This window comes from Streptomyces sp. NPDC000404 (genome assembly GCF_040300365.1).
Lineage (GTDB): Bacteria > Actinomycetota > Actinomycetes > Streptomycetales > Streptomycetaceae > Streptomyces > Streptomyces ramulosus.
This window is the reverse complement of sequence record NZ_JBEPDN010000010.1, coordinates 110,658-129,587: the sequence shown is the minus strand read 5'-3', so window position 1 is coordinate 129,587 and position 18,930 is coordinate 110,658. Positions and strand designations below refer to the sequence as shown.

General features: G+C 70.9%; 14 protein-coding genes. 4 read left to right on the top strand and 10 right to left on the bottom strand.

Features of this window, described 5'->3' with window-relative positions:
* The first annotated feature begins 12 nt into the window (after positions 1-12).
* Positions 13-1,287 carry an HRDC domain-containing protein gene (locus tag ABT345_RS20540; RefSeq protein WP_345085509.1) on the top strand — a complete coding sequence of 425 codons (1,275 nt, stop codon included), beginning with the start codon at positions 13-15 and terminating at the stop codon, positions 1,285-1,287.
* Positions 1,288-1,387: 100 nt separating this feature from the next.
* Here the strand turns inward: ABT345_RS20540 and ABT345_RS20535 are convergent, their stop codons facing one another.
* Positions 1,388-2,098: a PepSY domain-containing protein gene (locus tag ABT345_RS20535; RefSeq protein WP_345085506.1), complete on the bottom strand. Its 711-nt coding sequence runs from the start codon at positions 2,096-2,098 to the stop codon at positions 1,388-1,390.
* Between the two features lie 187 nt (positions 2,099-2,285).
* Here ABT345_RS20535 and ABT345_RS20530 point away from each other — a divergent pair, with 187 nt between their 5' ends.
* The 3 genes from ABT345_RS20530 to ABT345_RS20520 all read left to right on the top strand — a co-directional run bounded on the left by ABT345_RS20530 (position 2,286) and on the right by ABT345_RS20520 (position 6,132).
* Positions 2,286-3,506, top strand: a complete 1,221-nt coding sequence (locus ABT345_RS20530) for a thiolase family protein (protein WP_345085503.1) — start codon at positions 2,286-2,288, stop codon at positions 3,504-3,506.
* On the top strand, positions 3,503-5,632 hold the full coding sequence (locus ABT345_RS20525; RefSeq protein WP_345085500.1) for a 3-hydroxyacyl-CoA dehydrogenase NAD-binding domain-containing protein: 2,130 nt from the start codon (positions 3,503-3,505) through the stop codon (positions 5,630-5,632). Before ABT345_RS20530 ends, ABT345_RS20525 begins: the two co-directional genes overlap by 4 nt.
* 83 nt (positions 5,633-5,715) lie before the next feature.
* Complete coding sequence (locus ABT345_RS20520) at positions 5,716-6,132, top strand: PIN domain-containing protein (protein WP_345085497.1); 417 nt, start codon at positions 5,716-5,718, stop codon at positions 6,130-6,132.
* A 48-nt stretch (positions 6,133-6,180) separates the two neighbouring features.
* Here ABT345_RS20520 and ABT345_RS20515 read toward each other — a convergent pair whose 3' ends face one another.
* From ABT345_RS20515 to ngcE, 9 genes are all read right to left on the bottom strand, one after another.
* A complete protein-coding gene (locus ABT345_RS20515; protein WP_345085494.1) occupies positions 6,181-7,719 on the bottom strand; it encodes an amino acid permease in 1,539 nt (512 codons plus the stop codon).
* A gap of 183 nt (positions 7,720-7,902) precedes the next feature.
* Positions 7,903-9,903, bottom strand: coding sequence for a 1-deoxy-D-xylulose-5-phosphate synthase (gene dxs / locus ABT345_RS20510; RefSeq protein WP_345085491.1), 2,001 nt, complete (start codon positions 9,901-9,903; stop codon positions 7,903-7,905).
* A gap of 203 nt (positions 9,904-10,106) precedes the next feature.
* Positions 10,107-11,399, bottom strand: coding sequence for a sugar ABC transporter permease (locus ABT345_RS20505; RefSeq protein WP_345085488.1), 1,293 nt, complete (start codon positions 11,397-11,399; stop codon positions 10,107-10,109).
* Positions 11,396-12,196, bottom strand: a complete 801-nt coding sequence (locus ABT345_RS20500) for an ATP-binding cassette domain-containing protein (protein ID WP_345085871.1) — start codon at positions 12,194-12,196, stop codon at positions 11,396-11,398. The genes ABT345_RS20505 and ABT345_RS20500 overlap by 4 nt, the downstream gene beginning before the upstream one ends.
* 228 nt (positions 12,197-12,424) lie before the next feature.
* Positions 12,425-13,519, bottom strand: a complete 1,095-nt coding sequence (locus tag ABT345_RS20495; protein ID WP_345085485.1) for a substrate-binding domain-containing protein — start codon at positions 13,517-13,519, stop codon at positions 12,425-12,427.
* 171 nt (positions 13,520-13,690) lie between these two features.
* Positions 13,691-14,890 carry an ROK family transcriptional regulator gene (locus tag ABT345_RS20490; RefSeq protein ID WP_345085482.1) on the bottom strand — a complete coding sequence of 400 codons (1,200 nt, stop codon included), beginning with the start codon at positions 14,888-14,890 and terminating at the stop codon, positions 13,691-13,693.
* 300 nt (positions 14,891-15,190) lie between these two features.
* Positions 15,191-16,096: a carbohydrate ABC transporter permease gene (locus ABT345_RS20485; RefSeq protein WP_345085479.1), complete on the bottom strand. Its 906-nt coding sequence runs from the start codon at positions 16,094-16,096 to the stop codon at positions 15,191-15,193.
* Positions 16,096-17,019 (bottom strand): carbohydrate ABC transporter permease, encoded by a 924-nt coding sequence (locus ABT345_RS20480; protein ID WP_345085476.1) that lies wholly within the window; start codon positions 17,017-17,019, stop codon positions 16,096-16,098. The genes ABT345_RS20485 and ABT345_RS20480 overlap by 1 nt, the downstream gene beginning before the upstream one ends.
* Positions 17,020-17,077: 58 nt before the next feature.
* Complete coding sequence (gene ngcE, locus ABT345_RS20475; RefSeq protein WP_345085473.1) at positions 17,078-18,517, bottom strand: N-acetylglucosamine/diacetylchitobiose ABC transporter substrate-binding protein; 1,440 nt, start codon at positions 18,515-18,517, stop codon at positions 17,078-17,080.
* Between the last annotated feature and the right edge of the window lie 413 nt (positions 18,518-18,930).

The window sequence follows — 18,930 nt, the reverse complement described above, 5'->3', positions numbered from 1 at the left end:
TACCCTTGACCGGTGACCGACGCCCAAAAGACCGCAGCAGACACTCCACTGCGAGCAGCCGGAGACTCGCCTCCGGATTCCCGACCGGCGCCGGAACCCCTGCTGGAGCCCCGTGAGGGCATCCCCCCGGTGACCGCCAGCGGTGACGCCCTCGCCGAGGTCGTCGCCGCGCTCGCGGCGGGCACCGGCCCCCTCGCCGTCGACGCCGAGCGCGCCTCCGGCTACCGCTACGGCCAGCGCGCCTACCTCGTCCAGCTGCGCCGCCAGGGCGCCGGCAGCGTGCTGATCGACCCGGTCGGCTGCCCGGACCTCGCCACGCTGGGCGCGGCCGTCGCCGACACCGAGTGGGTGCTGCACGCCGCCACCCAGGACCTGCCGTGCCTGCGCGACATAGGGATGGTGCCGACCCGGCTGTTCGACACCGAGCTGGCGGGCCGCCTCGCCGGTTTCGCGCGGGTGGGTCTGGGCGCGATGGTCGAGAACGTCCTCGGCTTCGCGCTGGAAAAGGGCCACTCCGCCGTCGACTGGTCGACCCGTCCGCTCCCCGACCCGTGGCTGCGCTACGCCGCCCTCGACGTCGAGCTGCTGGTGGACCTCCGCGACGCGCTGGAGGAGGAGCTGGAGCAGCAGGGGAAGCTGGAGTGGGCCCGGCAGGAGTTCGCCGCCATCGCCGCCGCTCCCCCGGCCCCGCCGCGCAAGGATCCCTGGCGCCGCACCTCCGGGATGCACAAGGTGCGCCGCCGCCGTCAGATGGCCGTCGTCCGCGAGCTGTGGACGGCGCGCGACAAGGTGGCCCAGAAACGCGATGTCTCCCCGGGCAAGGTGCTCGGCGACTCCGCGATCGTGGAGGCGGCGCTGCACCTGCCGCCGAACGCCCACGCGCTGGCCGCGCTGCCCGGCTTCGGGCACCGGATGGGCCGCCGTCAGCTGGAGCAGTGGCAGGCGGCCGTGGACCGGGCGCGGGCGCTGCCCGACAGCGAGCTGCCGCAGCCCGGTGCGCCGCTCAACGGCCCGCCGCCGCCCCGCGCCTGGGCGGACAAGGACCCGGTGGCCGCGGCGCGGCTCTCGGCGGCGCGGGCGGCGGTGACCGCGCTGGCGGAGGAGCTGAACCTCCCGCAGGAGAATCTGATCACGCCCGACACGGTCCGCCGGCTGTGCTGGGAGCCGCCCGCCGAGCCGACCGGGGACGCGGTCTCCGCCGTGCTGGCCGGACACGGCGCGCGCCCCTGGCAGGTCCAGCTGGTCACCCCGCTGCTCACCCAGGCGCTGGCGCAGCACAGCGACTGACGCAGCACAGCGGCTGACACCGCACCGCACCCCGGCGGGCCCAGGTGGCCGCCGGGGTGCGGTGTGACCGCTGCGGGCCGTTCGGTCCGGAGCGCGGGCGTCAGTCCTGGTCGGTGTGCTCCTTGAGGATCTTGTTCTCCTTGGCGTCGACGTCGAAGGTCGTCTTCTTCCAGTCGGAGGGCGAGACGACCTCCACCTTCCAGACCGGCTTGCCGTGATCGGCGTTCTCCAGCTCGACCCCGGCGACCTTGCCGTTCTTCTTCGCCATCGCGGTCTTGGCGGCCATCGGCGCGGTGACCGTGGCGTCCCGCAACCGCGTCGCCAGCGCCTTGCGGTCCTCGACCTTCTGCTGCTCGGTGACCGACTTGCCCGCCTTCCCGGTGACCGCGTCGACGCGGAGGCTGTGGGCCGTGCCGTCGGACGACGCCATCACCGTCTCCCACACGGGGTTGCCGCCGTCGCCCCCCTTCAGCTCGGTGGAGACGGGCTTGGTGTGCGGCACGGCGCCCGCCGCGGCGGTCAGCGCGTGCTCGTAGTCGGCCTTGGTCTTCGCGAAGAGCTCCTTGCGTTCGCTCTGATCCTTGGTCAGGTTCCGGCCGGGTGAGGCGGCCGGCGAGCCGCCCGGGGAGGTGGCCGCCGCCGGGGAGGCCACCTCGGGGCTGTCCGGCGCGCCGCTCACGCTCTTGCCGCTGCCGCCGCAGCCCGCGAGGAGCGCACCGGCGGCGGCGACCGCGCACACCGCTCCGAGTGTGCGGCGCCCCACGGGACGCCGCCGACCACGCACCACCAGATCCTTACGCTTTGTGTCCATAAGGGCACTTTATGTGCGCCACCGACTGATCACATCTCCACGACGCCGCCGCTCGCGCCATGTGACCTTCACCGCTCCGGGCGAGGGGGCTGTGCAGCATGGTTACCCGTAAGTAGCATGTCGGTGTGATGCGTCCCTCCGGGGGCGCCCCGCAGCAGTGCCATCCCGCACCTGGAGGAGAGCCAACGTGCCTCGTACCGCTAGGGACGTCGTCTTCGTCGACGGCGTCCGCACCCCGTTCGGCAAGGCGGGCCCGAAGGGCATCTACCACGAGACCCGCGCCGACGACCTGGTCGTCAAGTGCATCCGGGAGCTGCTGCGCCGCAACCCGGATCTGGACCCCGCGAAGATCGACGAGGTCGCGCTCGCGGCGACCACGCAGATCGGTGACCAGGGCCTGACCCTGGGCCGCACCGCCGGCATCCTGGCGGGTCTGCCGCAGTCGGTGCCCGGCTTCTCCATCGACCGCATGTGCGCCGGTGCGATGACCGCCGTCACCAGCATCGCCGGTGGCGTCTCCTTCGGTGCGTACGACATCGCCGTCGCCGGTGGCGTCGAGCACATGGGCCGGCACCCCATGGGTGAGGGCGTCGACCCCAACCCGCGGTTCGTCAGCGAGAAGCTGGTCGACCAGTCGGCGCTGTTCATGGGCATGACGGCGGAGAACCTCCACGACCGGCTGCCGCACCTGACCAAGGAGCGCGCCGACGCCTACGCCGTCCGCAGCCAGGAGAAGGCCGCGAAGGCGTACGCCAACGGCCAGATCCAGGCCGACCTGGTGCCGATCTCGGTGCGCCGCACCAACGCCGAGGCGGGCGAGACCGGTTGGGGTCTGGCCACCGCCGACGAGCCGATGCGCCCGGGCACCACGCTGGAGAACCTCGCCGGGCTCAAGACGCCGTTCCGGCCGCACGGCCGGGTGACCGCGGGCAACGCCGCCGGTCTCAACGACGGTGCGACCGCCTCGCTGATCGCCGCCGAGGACGTGGCGCGCGAGCTGGGCCTGCCCGTCAAGATGCGCCTGGTCGACTTCGCGTTCGCCGGCGTGGAGCCGGAGGTCATGGGCATCGGCCCGGTCCCGGCGACGGAGAAGGCGCTGGCCAAGGCCGGTCTGACCATCGACGACATCGGCCTGTTCGAGATCAACGAGGCGTTCGCCGTCCAGGTGCTCTCGCTGCTCGACCACTACGGCATCGCCGACGACGACCCGCGCGTCAACCAGTACGGCGGCGCCATCGCCTTCGGCCACCCGCTGGCCTCCTCCGGCGTCCGGCTGATGACGCAGCTGGCCCGCCAGTTCGAGGAGCAGCCGCACGTCCGCTACGGCATCACCACCATGTGCGTCGGCTTCGGCATGGGCGGCACCGTGATCTGGGAGAACCCGCACTTCGAAGGGGCAGGCAAGTGAGCGACACCGCAGAGCTGTTGAAGGGTGCGGCCGAGCTGTTCCCCGACGAGGTCGTGACCCAGGCGCACGTGCGCCACCTCGACCTGCCGAAGGGCGCGGGCCGCTTCGCCCTCATCACGCTGGACAACGGCCTGGACCACACCAAGCCGACCACCTTCGGCCCGCAGTCGCTCGCCAACCTCAACGCGGCGATCGACCAGGTCGAGCAGGAGGCGGCGGACGGCTCCGTCGTCGGCGTCGGCATCACCGGCAAGCCGTTCATCTTCGCCGTCGGCGCCGACCTCAAGGGCGTCGAGCTGCTGAAGCGTCACGAGGACGCGCTGGCCATCGGCAAGGGCGGCCACGACGTCTTCAAGCGGCTGTCGGGCCTGGCCGTGCCGACGTTCGCGTACTACAACGGCGCGGCGATGGGCGGCGGCGTCGAGGTCGGTCTGCACTGCAGCTACCGCACCGTCTCGAAGGCCGTTCCGGCGTTCTCGCTGCCCGAGGTCTTCCTCGGCCTCGTACCGGGCTGGGGCGGCTGCGTGCTGCTGCCCAATCTGATCGGCCCCGAGCGCGCGGTCTCGGTCATCATCGAGAACTCGCTCAACCAGAACAAGCAGCTCAAGGGCCAGCAGGTCTTCGACCTCGGCATCGCGGACGCGCTGTTCGAGGGCGCGGACTTCCTGGAGCAGTCGCTGATCTGGACCGCCTCGGTGCTGACCGGCGAGACCGAGGTCGCCCGCCCCGAGCTGGACCGCGGCGCCGCCTGGGACGAGGCCGTCGCCCGTGGCAAGGCGATCGCCGACGGCAAGGTGCACGGCGCCGCCCCGGCCGCCTACCGCGCGCTGGACATCATCGCCGCCGCCAAGAACGGCGACCGGCAGCAGGGCTTCGACGCCGAGGACCAGGCGCTCGCCGACCTGATCATGGGCGGCGAACTGCGCTCCGGCCTCTACGCGTTCAACCTCGTGCAGAAGCGCGCCAAGCGGCCGGCCGGTGCGCCGGACAAGAAGCTGGCCCGCCCGGTCACCAAGGTCGGTGTCGTCGGCGCCGGTCTGATGGCCTCCCAGCTGGCGCTGCTCTTCGCGCGCCGCCTGGAGGTCCCGGTCGTCCTCACCGACATCGACCAGGCCCGGATCGACAAGGGCGTCGCGTACGTCCACGGCGAGATCGACAAGCTGCTGCTCAAGGGCCGCGTCAACCAGGACAAGGCGAACCGCCTCAAGGGCCTGGTGACCGGTCACCTCGACAAGGCCGCCGCCTTCGGCGACGCGGACTTCGTCATCGAGGCCGTCTTCGAGGAGATGGGCGTCAAGCAGCAGGTGTTCGCCGAGGTCGAGGCGGTCGTCCCGGCGCACGCGATCCTGGCGACCAACACCTCCTCGCTGTCGGTCACCGAGATGGCGTCGAAGCTGAAGAACCCCGAGCGGGTCGTGGGCTTCCACTTCTTCAACCCGGTCGCGATCCTGCCGCTGCTGGAGATCGTCCGAGCCGAGAAGACCGACGACGCGTCGCTGGCCACCGCCTTCGCCGTCGCCAAGTCGCTGAAGAAGACCGCGGTGCTGGTGAAGGACGCCCCGGCGTTCGTCGTCAACCGCATCCTGACCCGCTTCATGGGCGAGATCCAGAACGTCATCGACGAGGGCACCTCGGTCGAGGTCGCCGAGAAGGCGGTCGAGCCGCTGGGCCTGCCGATGTCGCCGCTGGTCCTGCTGGAGCTGGTCGGCCCGGCCATCGGTCTGCACGTCTCCGAGACGCTGCACGGCGCGTTCCCCGAGCGGTTCACCGTCTCGCCGAACCTCAAGGCCGTCGTCGAGGCCGGCAAGCGCGGCTTCTACGTCTACGACTCCGGCAAGCCGGAGCTGGACCCGGAGGTCGCCGCGCTGCTCAAGCAGGGCGACTCGGTGCTCACCGAGGAGCAGGTCCGCGACCGCGTGCTGGACGCCGTGGCGCAGGAGATCGGCCTGATGCTGGACGAGGGCGTCGTCGCCGAGGCGCAGGACATCGACCTGTGCCTGATCACCGGCGCGGGCTGGCCCTTCCACCTGGGCGGCATCACGCCGTACCTGGACCGCGCGGGCGTCTCCGAGCGGGTGACGGGCAAGAAGTTCCTGGCCCCGGGCCTGGCGAGCGTGCCCGCGTAAGGCACCCGGCAGCACGGCGGCGCGGGTCGGCTCGGCGGAGCCGGCCCGCGCCGCCGTGTGTGGGGGCGTGGCAGGCTGGAGCCATGGATTGCCTGGTCATCGTCGATGGAGCGAACGTCGTCGGGTCGGTACCGGACGGCTGGTGGCGCGACCGGCGCGGCGCCGCGGAGCGGCTGCGGGACGGGCTGGCCGCGCGCGCCGGGGCGGGCCTGCCCGGGTACGCCGAACCGCCGCTGGAGCTGGTGTTGGTGGTCGAGGGCGCGGCCCGGGACGTGGCGTCCGTCGACGGGGTGCGGGTGGAGTCCGCGCCCGGCAGCGGCGACGACCGGATGGTGGAGCTGGTGGCGGCCGAGGGCGCCGGGCGGGACTGCCTGGTGGTGACCGCCGACCGCGGGCTGCGGGCCCGCGTCGAGGCGCTGGGCGCCCGGGTGGCGGGCCCGCGCGCGGTCCGCGACGCCCGGGGCGGCGGCCGCCGCCCGGGAGCCGTGGCGGACGGCTGAGCGCGGCTTACGCAACGCCACCGGCGCGCAGGACGGTTGAGCGCGTCCTCAGCCGCCGCCCACCGCGCCCTTCTCGGCCGCCCGGCGGCCCTCCAGACGGCTGTGCGTCCGGCCGTACAGGACGTAGACGACGAACCCGACGACCATCCACGCGGCGAAGCGGAGCCAGGTCTCGGCGGGCAGGTTGAGCATCAGCCAGAGCGAGGCGAGCACCGACAGCACGGGGACCAGCGGGACCAGCGGGGTGCGGAAGGACCGGGGCAGGTCGGGGCGGGAGCGGCGGAGCAGGACGACGCCGAGGGCGACGACGACGAAGGCGAAGAGCGTGCCGATGTTGACCAGTTCGGCGAGTTCGTTGATCGAGGTGAACCCGGCGACGACGGCGACGACCGTGCCCAGCAGGACGGTGGAGCGGTAGGGCGTGCCGAACGTGGGGTGCACCCGGGAGAAGAACTGCGGCAGCAGCCCGTCGCGGCTCATCGCGAAGAACACCCGGCTCTGCCCCAGCAGCAGGATCATGCAGACCGAGGTGAGGCCGACCGCCGCGCCGAAGCTGATGATCCCGGCGTAGACGGGGTGGCCGACCGCCTTGAAGGCGTCGGCGAGCGGGGCGTCCGTCGACAGTTCGGTGTACTTCTGCATGCCGGTGACCACGATCGACACCGCGACGTAGAGGAAGGTGCAGATGGCGAGGGAGCCGAGGATGCCGCGGGGCACGTCGCGCTGCGGGTGGCGGGTCTCCTCGGCGGCGGTGGCGACGATGTCGAAGCCGATGAAGGCGAAGAAGACGACCGCGGCGGCGGCGAAGATGCCCATCACGCCGAAATTGGACGGGGTGAAGCCGAAGAGGAGCTGGGAGAGCGGGGCGGCGTAGCCGCTGCCGCCCACGTGCGGGCGGGTGGGCGGCAGGAACGGGTGGTAGTTCTCGCCGCTGATGAAGAACGCCCCGGCGATGACGACGAGCAGCACCACCGTCACCTTGATCCCGACGATCACGTTCGTCACCCGGGACGACAGCTTCATGCCGAGGACGAGGATGGCGGTGAGCACCAGGACCAGGACGCAGGCGAGCAGGTCGAAGCCGAACGTGCCGCCCTGCGTCCCGGAGAGCACGGACGGCAGATGCCAGCCCGCGGAGTCCAGCAGCGAGCGGATGTAGCCGGACCAGCCGACCGCGACCACCGCACAGCCCAGCGCCAGCTCCAGGACCAGGTCCCAGCCGATGATCCAGGCGGGGAACTCGCCGAGCGAGGCGTAGGAGAAGGTGTACGCGGAGCCGGCGACCGGGACGGTGGAGGCGAACTCCGCGTAGCAGAGCGCGGCGAGGGCGCAGACCACGCCGGCGACGACGAACGAGAGGGCGACCGCCGGGCCCGCCTGCTCCTTCGCGATCTTGCCGGTGAGGACGAAGATGCCGGTGCCGATGACGACACCGACGCCGAACACCGTCAGGTCCAGCGCCGACAGGGACTTCTTGAGCGCGTGCTCCGGCTCCTCGGTGTCCTGGATGGACTGCTCGACGCTCTTCGTCCGGAACACCCCGCGGTCGCGGCGTGACCGGGCCTGTGGGCCCTGCTGTGTGCTCATGGGCGAACCTCCGCCTGGACGACCCTCACCTGAACAGGCAGATTCTCCGCAACACAGACAAATCGTCAGGGGTGGCGGGCCCGGGCGGCGGCGATTCACCCTATGGAGCGCGACGGCGGGCAAACGGATGGGCCGGTCGGCGCACCCGGAGGTGGCCGGCCGGCCCGATGCGTGCCAGGGGCGTCAGTCGCCCGCGACCTCCGCCGGACGGGGCGCGCCCGCCGCGCCCGCGGACGCGTCCTCGAAGCGGCCGTCGAGCTTGGCCACCAGGCCGGTGACCTGCCGGGCGATGTCCGGCGCGGTCAGCCCGATCTCGGCCATGACCTCCTTGCGGGAGGCGTGGTCGAGGAAGCGCTCGGGGATGCCGAAGTCACGCAGCGGGAGGTCCACGCCCGCGTCCCGCAGCGCCTGCGCGACGGCGGCGCCGACGCCGCCGGTGCGGATGTTGTCCTCGACGGTGACGACGACGCGGTGCTCGGCGGCGAGGCCGGGCAGCGCCGGGTCGACCGGCTTGACCCAGCGCGGGTCGACGACGGTGGAGGAGATGCCCTGCTTGTCGAGGAGGGCGGCGACCTCCAGGCACATCGGGGCGAGCGCGCCGACCGAGACCAGCAGCACATCGGGGCGCCCGGCGACCGCCACCGGGGCGCGCAGCACGTCCATGCCGCCGACCGTGCCGACCGCCTCGACGGCCGGGCCGACCGCGCCCTTGGAGTAGCGCACCACCGTCGGCGCGTCATCGACCTCGACGGCCTCCCGCAGCTGCGCGCGGACCTGGTCGGCGTCGCGCGGCGCGGCGATGCGCAGGCCGGGCACGATCTGGAGCAGTGACATGTCCCACATGCCGTTGTGGGAGGCGCCGTCGCTGCCGGTGACGCCGGAGCGGTCCAGGACGAAGGTGACGCCGCACTTGTGCAGCGCGACGTCCATCAGCACCTGGTCGAAGGCGCGGTTGAGGAACGTGGCGTACAGCGCGAAGACCGGGTGCAGACCGCCGGTGGCCAGGCCCGCGGCGGAGACCGCGCCGTGCTGCTCGGCGATGCCGACGTCGTAGATCCGGTCGGGGAAGGCGGCGGCGAACTTCTTCAGGCCGACGGGCTGGAGCATCGCGGCGGTGATCGCCACGATGTCCTCGCGCTCGTGGCCGAGCTTGACCATCTCCTCGCCGAAGACGGAGGTCCAGTCGGCGCCGGAGGCGGCGACCGGCAGACCGGTGTCCGGGTGGATGACGCCGATGCCGTGGAAACGGTCCGCCTCGTCCTGCTCGGCGGGCTTGTAGCCGCGGCCCTTCTCCGTCAGGCAGTGGACGATGACGGGGCCGCCGAAGCGCTTGGCGCGCGTCAGCGCCGACTCCAGCGCCTCGATGTCGTGGCCGTCGATCGGGCCGACGTACTTCAGGCCCAGGTCCTCGAACATGCCCTGCGGGGCGATGAAGTCCTTGAGGCCCTTCTTGGCGCCGTGCAGCGTCTCGTAGAGCGGCTTGCCGACGACCGGGGTGCGCTCCAGCAGGTCCTTGCCGCGGGCGAGGAACTTCTCGTAGCCGTCGGTGGTGCGCAGCGTGGCGAGGTGGTCGGCGAGACCGCCGATGGTCGGCGCGTAGGAGCGCTCGTTGTCGTTGACGACGATGACGAGCGGGCGGTCCTTGGCGACCGCGATGTTGTTGAGCGCCTCCCAGGCCATGCCGCCGGTCAGCGCGCCGTCGCCGATCACCGCGACGACGTGGTCGTCCTTGCCGCGGACCTGGTTGGCCTTGGCCAGGCCGTCGGCCCAGCCCAGGACCGTCGAGGCGTGGCTGTTCTCGATGACGTCGTGCTCGGACTCGGCGCGCGAGGGGTAGCCGGACAGGCCGCCCTTGGCGCGCAGCCGGCCGAAGTCCTGGCGGCCGGTGAGCAGCTTGTGGACATAGGACTGGTGTCCGGTGTCGAAGAGGACGCGGTCCTTGGGGGAGTCGAAGACCCGGTGCAGGGCGATGGTCAGCTCGACCACACCGAGGTTGGGGCCGAGGTGGCCGCCGGTCCGGGCGACGGCGTCGACGAGGAAGGTACGGATCTCCCCGGCGAGCTCTCCGAGCTGCTGCGGGGTGAGCCGGTCCAGGTCGCGTGGACCTTCGATACGGGTCAGCAACTCCCGTCCGTCTCCGGCCACCGCCCCGGCCTGGCGCGCTTCGCGCGGCACCTTCTGCACTGTGCCTCCCTGCTTGTCGTGCTTCGAAACTGGTCGAGGTTGCTGATCAGCCGAGTCTAATGTTCCGGTGCCCGCCGCGACCTTCGGGCCTCGCGATGTATGTCACTCGGGTGACCCGTGGGATTCGGCCGTCCACCGCACACGGGCGGCCCCCACCGGAAGGTGCCTGGTGGGGGCCGCTGCGCACGGGTGCGGGAGGGGGATCAGGTCCGTCCGGCGGTCTTCTGCGTACGGCGGGAGAGCGAGTCGATGACGACCGCCGCGAGCAGCACCGCACCGGTGATCATGTATTGGATCTCACTCGCCATGCCGAGGAGGTTCAGCCCCTGCTGAATCGACTGGATCACGAGCATGCCGAGCAGCGCGGACCAGATCTTGCCGCGGCCGCCGAAGAGGCTGGTGCCGCCGATGACCGCCGCGGCGATCACGTTCATCAGGGTGTTGCCGGCGCCGAGGTTCTTGGTGGCGCCGCCGGAGAGGCTGGCGATGAAGAGGCCGCCGAAGGCCGCCAGCATGCCGGAGACCGCGAAGACCGTGATGCGGACGCGGCCCACGTTGATGCCGGCGCGGCGGGCCGCCTCCGCGTTGCCGCCGACCGCGAAGATCTGCCGCCCGTAGGCGGTGCGGCGCACCACGAAGTCGGCGAGGACGAGGACGGCGAGGAAGAGCACCAGCGCCAGCGGCAGCCCGCGGGCGCCGGCCGGTTCGTTCAGCACGTAGGCGACGGCGAAGGCGAGGACCGCGACGACGCCGGTGCGCAGCGCGATCTCGCTCGCCGGGCGGGACGGCAGCGCCGCGGCCCGGCGGCGGCGCGCCTCCCACAGAAGCGATCCGGCGTAGGCGAGGACGGCGACGAGGGCGAGGCCGTAGGCGGCCGCCTTGTCCTCGAAGTAGTAGCCGGTGAGGTTCTCCACCACGCTGCCCGAGGGCGTGTTGATGGAGCCCTCCTTGCCCATCAGCCAGATCTGCAGACCGCTCCAGCCGAGGAATCCGGCGAGCGTGACGACGAACGCGGGGACGCCGACCCTGGCGAAGAAGAAGCCGTGGAGCGTGCCGATGGCGGCGCCCGCGGCGACGGCGATGAGGACGGCGAGCCAGTCGCTGACGCCGTGGGTGACGCTCAGCACCGCCCACACCGCCGCGCCGACGCCGGCGACCGAGCCGACGGAGAGGTCGATCTCGCCGAGCAGCAGCACGAAGACGATGCCGACGGCCATGATGCCGAGGCCGGAGGTGTAGACGCCGATGTTGGCGAGGCTGCCGGCGGAGAGGAAGGAGCTGTTCTTCAGCTGGAAGACGACGGCGATGACGATCAGCCCGACGACGACCGGCAGCGACCCCAGCTCACCGCCGCGCAGCCGGCGGGCGAACTCCTCCAGGTACCCGGCCAAGCCCCGCTCGCGGACGAGGAGGCGGGGGTCGACGGCCGGGGCGGCGGGCGCCTCGGCGGGCTCCGGTGCGGTGGCGTCCGCCGTCTTCTTGGTGAGGTCACTCATCGCGCCTCCTCCTTCCTGCCCTGCTCGGTGCGTGCCCGGCGGCGGGTGACGGCGTTGTCCGAGGCGCCGGTGATGGCCGCGATGATCTCTTCGTGCGAGGTGGCGGCGACGTCGAAGGTGCCGTTGTTGCGGCCGAGGCGGAGCACCGCGACCCGGTCGGCGACGGCCTGGACGTCGGCCATGTTGTGGCTGATGAGGATGGTGCCGAGGTTCCGCTCGCGCAGCCGCTCCACGAGGTCGAGGACCTGTGCGGTCTGCTCGACGCCGAGCGCGGCGGTCGGCTCGTCGAGGATGACGACCTTCGGCTCGCCGATCAGCGCGCGGGCGATGGCGACGACCTGCCGCTGACCGCCGGAGAGCGCCGCGACCGGGATGCGGACGCTGGGGATGCGGATGGAGAGCGTGTCCAGCAGCTCCTTGGCCCGCTTCTCCATCGCGATCTCGTCCAGGACGCCCGCGCCGCGCAGCTCGTTGCCGAGGTAGAGGTTGGCGACGACGTCGAGGTTGTCGCAGAGCGCGAGGTCCTGGTAGACGGTGGCGACGCCCAGCTCCTGGGCGTCGTGCGGCTTGGTGATGCGGACCGGCGCGCCCTCCCACTCGATGGTGCCGTCGTCGACCGGGTGCACGCCCGAGATCGTCTTGACGAGGGTGGACTTGCCGGCGCCGTTGTCGCCGACCAGGGCGACCACCTCACCGGGGTGGATCTCCAGCGTGACGTCGGTGAGCGCCTGGACGGCGCCGAACCGCTTGGAGACCTTGCGCAACGCCAGCACGGGCGTAGCGGACACGGACATCATCTCCTTCGCCGCCTTCACAGGGGCGGGACGGTGGTGCGGGGCACCGGGTTCTGCGAGGGGGGTGGGGGTGCGGCGGGGCACCGGGGTGCCGGGGGCGGCGGCCGGTGCGGGCCCGCGGCGCGGGGGCGGTGCGCGGCGCCGGCGGCCCGGGGCCGTCCGCGGTGGCCCGCCCGGGGCGCGGGACGGCGGACGGTGCCGCCTCCCGCGCCCCGGGCCGGGCCGGGCGGGCTACTTGATACCGGCCTTCTCGCACGCCGCCTTCACATCGGCGGTGCAGAGCTGGCTCACCTGGTAGACCTTGTCCTTGATGATCGTGTCCTTGACGTTGTCCTTGGTCACGACCTGGGCGTCGTAGAGCTTCGCCGGGATGCCCTTGACGTCGCCGCTGAGGCTGTCGACCTTGGTGGGCGCCAGCGCGTCGATCTTCCCGCCCTTGAGGAGCTTCACCGCGATCTCGGCGGTGGCGTCCGCCTGCGGCTTGATCTGCTTGTAGATGGTGAACGCCTGGTCGCCCTTGAGGACGCGCTGCAGGCCCGCCAGTTCGGAGTCCTGGCCGCCGACCGGGACCTCGACGCCCTGCTGCTTGAGGGCGGTGATCACGCCGCCCGCCTCGCCGTCGTTGGCGGCGTAGACGCCCTGGAAGCCGTCCTTGCCGAGCGAGTCGATGGCCGCGCTCATCTTCTTGTTGGCCTCGTCCGACGACCAGTCGGGGATGTCCTGCTCGTAGACGATCTTCTTGACCTGCTTGTCGAGGACGGTGTGCGCGCCCTTCTTGAAGAACGGCGCGTTGGCGTCGGTCGGCGAGCCGTTGATCATCACGACGTTGCTGTCCTTGGCGTCGCTGCCGAGCGCCTTGACCAGCGCCTCGCCCTGGAGACGGCCGATCTTCTCGTTGTCGTAGGAGACGTACGCGGAGATCTCGCCCTCGGCCAGCCGGTCGTACGCGACGACCTTGACGCCCTTCTTGGCCGCCTGGTTGACCCAGGACTTGGTGGCCTTGTAGTCGACCGGGTCCAGGATGATCACCTTGACGCCCTGGGTGATCAGCGCGTCGAACTGCTTCTTCTGGGTCTCGGTCTCCTGCGCCGCGTTGTTGTACTTGACCTCGCAGTCGGCGCACAGCGCCTTGATCTTCGCCTCCATGAGCGGCCGGTCGAAGGTCTCGTAGCGGGTGGTCTTGTTCTCCGGCAGCAGCAGGCCGATGGTCTTGCCGTCCCCGCCCGCGGCCTTGTCGCCGTCGCCCGCCTTGCCGCAGGCGGCGACCGAGAGGGCCATCGAAACGGCGGCGGTGCCTATGACGGCGCGACGCGTCCAGACATTCATGTGAGCTTGCCTCCCTGACGAGGCCGCGTCCTTGCGGCCGAGGTGGCTGGAAGTCAACTCGGCCGCCAGCGGGCCGTCAAGGAGTAAATTCTTAACGAGATGACAACGGTGCCATACGTTAGGTGTCTGAAGTCAGCCGCACCTCGGCCACATTCCGTGCACCGGACCTTCTCAGGCCGGCGCGGCGCCGTGGGCGGCCTGCGCGCCGTCCAGCAGGGTGGCGTCGCCCATCTCGCTGAGCACCAGCGCGAGCGCCCCGAGCACCTCGGCGCGGCCGCCCAGCGTGCCCGGCACCACACCCAACTGCCGTGCCGCACTGGGGATCGCGTACCGCGACACCGACTCGCGGATCGGGCCGAGCACCAGCTCCCCCGCCTCCGCGAGATCGCCGCCGAGCACCACCCGGCTGGGGTTGAGCAGATTGCAGAGGTTGGCGACGCCGCTGCCGATGTGGCGGCCCACGTCCGCGATGACCCGGCGGCACCCCGGGTCGCCCTCGCGGGCCAGCTCCACCACGCGCGCCATCGTCAGATCCGGGCCGTGGCTCGGCTGGAGCAGCGGCAGGACGTAGCGGGCGGCGGTGAAGGTCTCCAGGCAGCCGCGGTTGCCGCAGCGGCAGACCGGCCCGGACTCGTCCAGCGTGATGTGGCCGATCTCGCCCGCCGTGCCGCCGGGCCCGCGGTAGATCCGCCCGCCGATGACCAGCCCGGCGCCGACGCCGCTGGCCACCTTGATGTACGCGAGGTCGGCGGCGCCGCGCCCGGCGCCCCACACCAGCTCGCCCAGGGCGCCTAGGTTGGCGTCGTTGTCGGCGTGGACGGGGACGCCGAGGCGGCCGGACAGCTCCGCGCCCGGGTTGGTGCCGCTCCAGCCCGGCAGGATCGCGGTGGAGCCGAGGGTGCCCGACTCGACGTCGAGGGGGCCGGGCACGCCGAGTCCGACGCCGATGACCTTGCCTGGGGCGATGCCGGTCGCCTCGACGAGCCGGGCGACCAGCCGCTCGGCGCGATCCAGCCCCTCGGCGGCGGAGGCGTCCACGTCGATCGGCTCGGCGTCCTCGGCGAGCACCTGGTGGGCGAGGTTGCCGACCGCGACCCGCAGGTGGGAGTGGCCGAAATCGACGCCGACGACGATGCCGGCGTCGCCGGAGAGGGACACGCTGCGGGCCCGGCGGCCCCCGGCGGAGGTGGGCGTCACCTCGACGGTGCCGCCGTCCTTCAACTCACGAACGATATTCGAGACGGTCGCCGCGGACAGCCCCGTGCTGCGGGCGATCTCCGCCTGGGTGAGCGAGCCCGCCATGCGCACCGCCCGCACGACCCGCTCCAGATTGGCCCGGTGCAGCGAGGACTGCGACCCCGGAGTCTCCATCGGCTCATCCACTCCCGCCCAAGGCGTACGGCACGACGACCGTCCGCCGGACCGGACCACACCAGCGGGGCCCGGCTTGTCTCCAACATGTGAATCTAAGCTGAGCCGTACGGATCACCTCCCGTCAAGTCCTCGACCGGAGGTGGCAGGGGCGAGGCGGGCGCGCCGGAGCGGTCGCCCCACCACGCCGGACGGGCGCCCGCGCCGGAGCGCCCCGGGGCGGCCGGGGGCCGCGCGGCGTGGACAGCCGAAAGCCCCGCGCCCCCCTGTGGGCGGCGCGGGGCCCTCGCGGTCCGGCGGCTACTTGAGCGCGCCGGCGGTGAGGCCGGCGACCACCTGCCGCTGGAAGATGATGTATGCCGCGAGCACCGGCAGCATCGCGATGGTCAGCCCGGCGAAGAGCCCGGACCAGTCGCCCTTGTACCCCTGGCTGACCGCGAGCGCGACCAGTCCCTGGGTGAGCATCTTCTTGTGCGGGTCGCCGACGTTGAGCACGGTCGGCAGCAGGTACTGGTTCCACTGCCCGAGGAAGTTGAAGATGCCGACGCTGATCAGGCCCGGCTTCGCCATCGGCAGCATGACCTGGAAGAACGTACGGGTGTGGGAGGCGCCGTCGATGAGCGCCGCCTCCGCCACCGAGGTCGGCAGCGTCTTGAAGAACCCGCTGAGGAAGAAGACCGTGAACGGCAGCGAGTAGGCGATGTAGACGCCGATCAGCCCGTGGTAGGTGTCCAGCAGCGCCATGTTCTTCATGACGAAGAAGAGCGGCACCAGCGCCAGGATCACCGGGAAGCCCATGCCGCCGACGAAGAGGAAGTAGACGAAGCGGTTGCCGGGGAAGTCGAAGCGGGCCAGCACATAGGCCGCCATCGAGCCGAGCACCATCGTGCCGATCAGCGAACCGCCCACCACGATCAGCGAGTTGAGGAAGTACTCGCCCATGTTCGCCTTCTCCCAGGCGCGCACCCAGTTGTCGGGGTGCAGCACGGAGGGCAGGCTCCACGGCGAGCTGAAGATCTCCGCGTCGTCCTTGAAGGAGGAGACCACCGCCCACAGCAGCGGCATGGTGACCAGCAGGCCCCAGATCACCAGGACCCCGTGGGAGAAGACGTTCAGCACGCCGCCCTCGCCGCCGCGGCGCCCCGCGCGGCCCGGTCCGCCCTTCGGCGTGGCGTGGCGGGCGGCGGGCTCGGTCTGCGCACTCATCAGAACTCCAGTCGCTCGCGCCGTCCCAGCCGCATCACGACGGCCGAGAAGACGAGGGTCACGATCAGCAGGGAGACGCCGATGGCGGTCGCGTATCCGGCCTGACCGTCGCGGAAGGTCCGCTGGTAGACGTAGAGCGGCAGGACCTCGGTCGAGTAGTCGGGGCCGCCCGGGCCGACGCTCATGATCTGCACGAAGGCGAAGGCGGAGACGTCCAGCGCGAGAATTCCCATGTAGATCCAGCCGGTCTGCACGGTGTCCCACAGCAGTGGCAGGGTGATCCGGAAGAACGTGTTCACGCGGTTCGCGCCGTCCAGCAGCGCGGCCTCGTAGAAGTCCTTGGGAATCGAACTCATCCCGGCCGAGAACAGCACGACGTAGAAACCGACATTGGCCCACACCATGGCGCCCATGACGCACCACAGCGCGAGCTGCGGGTCGCCCAGCCAGTTCGGCTGCACGCCGTCGAGGCCGACGGCGTCGAGAAAGGCGTTCAGGGCGCCGCTTTCCGGGTTGTACGCGAACTGGAACAGCAGCGCGACGATCGGGACGGACAGCACCTGCGGGAAGAAGTAAATGATCTTGTAGACGCCGGATCCGCGCACTCCGCCGATGACCGCCTTCTTCCGGCGGCGGCCGCCGACATTGAGCATGAAGGCGAAGAACAGCCCGAGACTGAGCGTGACCATGGGCAGCAGCAGCAACAGCGTCACGCTGTTTCCGACCGCGGCCCAGAAGACGGAGTCATGGAAGAGGCGTAGGTAGTTGTCGAAGCCGACCATCCGCAGGTCCGGGCTCAGGCCCGTCCAGTCCGTGAGGGAGTAGTAGATGGCCTGTACGAAGGGTGAGATCACGAAGACCGCGTAAATCACCAGCGGAACGATCAGGAATCCCGCGATGAAACGGTATTTACCGTGCTGCATGACTGCCGGTCCCGTTCTTGCGCTGCGGATGGTGCCGGTGGCTCGCTCCCCTCATGGGTCAGCGCTTGTACTTGGTGACGCTGGAGTCCGCGCGGGTGTCGTCCGCGTACTTCTGGATCTTTTTGATCGCCTCGTCGGGCGTCATCCGGCCGGCCATCATTTCGCCGATGGCGCCGACGCCGATCTTTTCCTTCTGCAGCGCGACATACCAGTCCTGGAGCCGGGGGTTGAGGACGTTCTTCCCCGCCTTTTCCAGTACGGACTGCGCGGAGGCGAGCCCCGGCGGCAGCTGGACGCCGTCCGTTCCGCCGTCCAGCGAGGTCAGCGAGGAGACCTGCTTGATGAAGGTCTGCGCCGCCTTCTTGCCGAGCATGACGCGCAGCAGCTCCATGCCGCCCTCGGCGTTGTGCGCCTGCTTCGGGACGATGTACGGCTCGCCGCCGGACGCCCAGAGGGTGCCGAAGGGCATCTTGTCCGCGGCGGAGAGGCTGGACGGGGCGCCGACCGCGAGGTCGAAGTGCGGGTCCTGGGCGATCTGCTTGGCGGATTCGTTCTCCACCCAGGAGCCGTTGGGGATGAAGAGCGCCTTCCCCTCGGCCCAGGCGTTCTGCGACTGGAGGTGGTCGAGACCGGGCGAGCCCTTGAGGATGTAGCCCTTGCGGTACAGCTCGTAGTACGCCTCGAACGCCGCCTTGACCGCCGGGTCCAGCCAGGCGTTCGGCTCCAGGTTGTCGATCCGCCGCAGCACCTCCGGGCCGCCGATCTTGCCGATGAAGGGGTAGAGGGAGAACGGGAAGTAGTACGGGTACTTACCCGGATACGTCCACCCGGCTATGCCCTTCTTCTTGGCCTTCGCGCAGAGCGCGAGCATGTCGTCCCAGGTTTCGGGATATTCCGCGTCGAGTTTCGCGAGATTCCCTCTCGAATACCACACGCCGTAGACGGTGTACGCGTAGTAGAGGATCCAGGTTTCCTTGCCGCCGAACTGTCCCATTTCGACGACGCCGGGGCGCAGCGTGTCGCGTACCTTCTTGGCCGGGTCGTCGATCGACGGGGCGTCGAGGAGGGCGTTGAGGTCGGTCAGCTGGTCCTTGCTGACGAGGGTTCCGAAATCCATCTGCTCGGCGCCGGAGTTGTCGACGAGATCCGGCGGGTTGCCGCCGTTGAAACGCGGCTGCAGCGTCGACTGGATCTTCTGGGTGGAGGTCAGCTTGGCTTTTCCGGCGGCCTTCGGAAAGGCCTTGGTGTACTCCGCCAGTGCGCTCTTGGCGTAGGCGTCGCCGAAGCCGCCGTCGAAGATGACGACGTCCAGACCTGCGCTGTCATTGACCGCGAGCGGATTCTTCGCCGACTTGGTGCCCTTCGCCGCCTTGTCGCCGCCGCCACCGCCGGAGCTGGCGCAGGCGGAAAGGAAACTCATGGCGGGGAGCGCGACGATTCCCATGGCCGCTGCCCGCTTGACCAGATCGCGCCGGTTGAATTCCGAGGTGGATCCCATGCTCAAGTCCTCGCCTTCTTCAGGACTCAGGCGGTGCACGAAACTCCCCGGCACCGCAGGTCGTCAGATGGAGCTGAGTGGTACGGGATGTGCGCCGGGTCTGCCAGGGAACCGCGGGCGCATTCGGCCACCCGCATTTCCCCCCGGATCCACGGCCGTTGACGGGCCGTTCGGACGCCGACAGGTATAGTCCACTTTCGGGTGACGGGGCAAGATCGAATGCGGCGTTCCTCACTCTCTTTCCCGAGTTGAGACCTGGTCGAACCGGCCGGGCGCACCCCGGCGCGCACCGCGTCGCACCACGGCACACACCCCGGCCCGTGCGCCGCCTCCCCCACCCTTGACACCCGACGGGCCGCCCTCCTTACTTGTCTCCGAACGCTGCAACTGACAACGATGTCAACCTTGTTGAG

What these genes read in the sequence shown, in the direction of transcription:
- ABT345_RS20495 (WP_345085485.1), bottom strand. Translation starts at nt 13,519, where the DNA reads ATGAATGTCTGGACGCGTCGCGCCGTCATAGGCACCGCCGCCGTTTCG.
- ABT345_RS20535 (WP_345085506.1), bottom strand. Translation starts at nt 2,098, where the DNA reads ATGGACACAAAGCGTAAGGATCTGGTGGTGCGTGGTCGGCGGCGTCCC.
- ABT345_RS20520 (WP_345085497.1), top strand. Translation starts at nt 5,716, where the DNA reads ATGGATTGCCTGGTCATCGTCGATGGAGCGAACGTCGTCGGGTCGGTA.
- ABT345_RS20515 (WP_345085494.1), bottom strand. Translation starts at nt 7,719, where the DNA reads ATGAGCACACAGCAGGGCCCACAGGCCCGGTCACGCCGCGACCGCGGG.
- ABT345_RS20490 (WP_345085482.1), bottom strand. Translation starts at nt 14,890, where the DNA reads ATGGAGACTCCGGGGTCGCAGTCCTCGCTGCACCGGGCCAATCTGGAG.
- ABT345_RS20485 (WP_345085479.1), bottom strand. Translation starts at nt 16,096, where the DNA reads ATGAGTGCGCAGACCGAGCCCGCCGCCCGCCACGCCACGCCGAAGGGC.
- ABT345_RS20505 (WP_345085488.1), bottom strand. Translation starts at nt 11,399, where the DNA reads ATGAGTGACCTCACCAAGAAGACGGCGGACGCCACCGCACCGGAGCCC.
- ngcE (WP_345085473.1), bottom strand. Translation starts at nt 18,517, where the DNA reads ATGGGATCCACCTCGGAATTCAACCGGCGCGATCTGGTCAAGCGGGCA.
- ABT345_RS20500 (WP_345085871.1), bottom strand. Translation starts at nt 12,196, where the DNA reads ATGATGTCCGTGTCCGCTACGCCCGTGCTGGCGTTGCGCAAGGTCTCC.
- ABT345_RS20480 (WP_345085476.1), bottom strand. Translation starts at nt 17,019, where the DNA reads ATGCAGCACGGTAAATACCGTTTCATCGCGGGATTCCTGATCGTTCCG.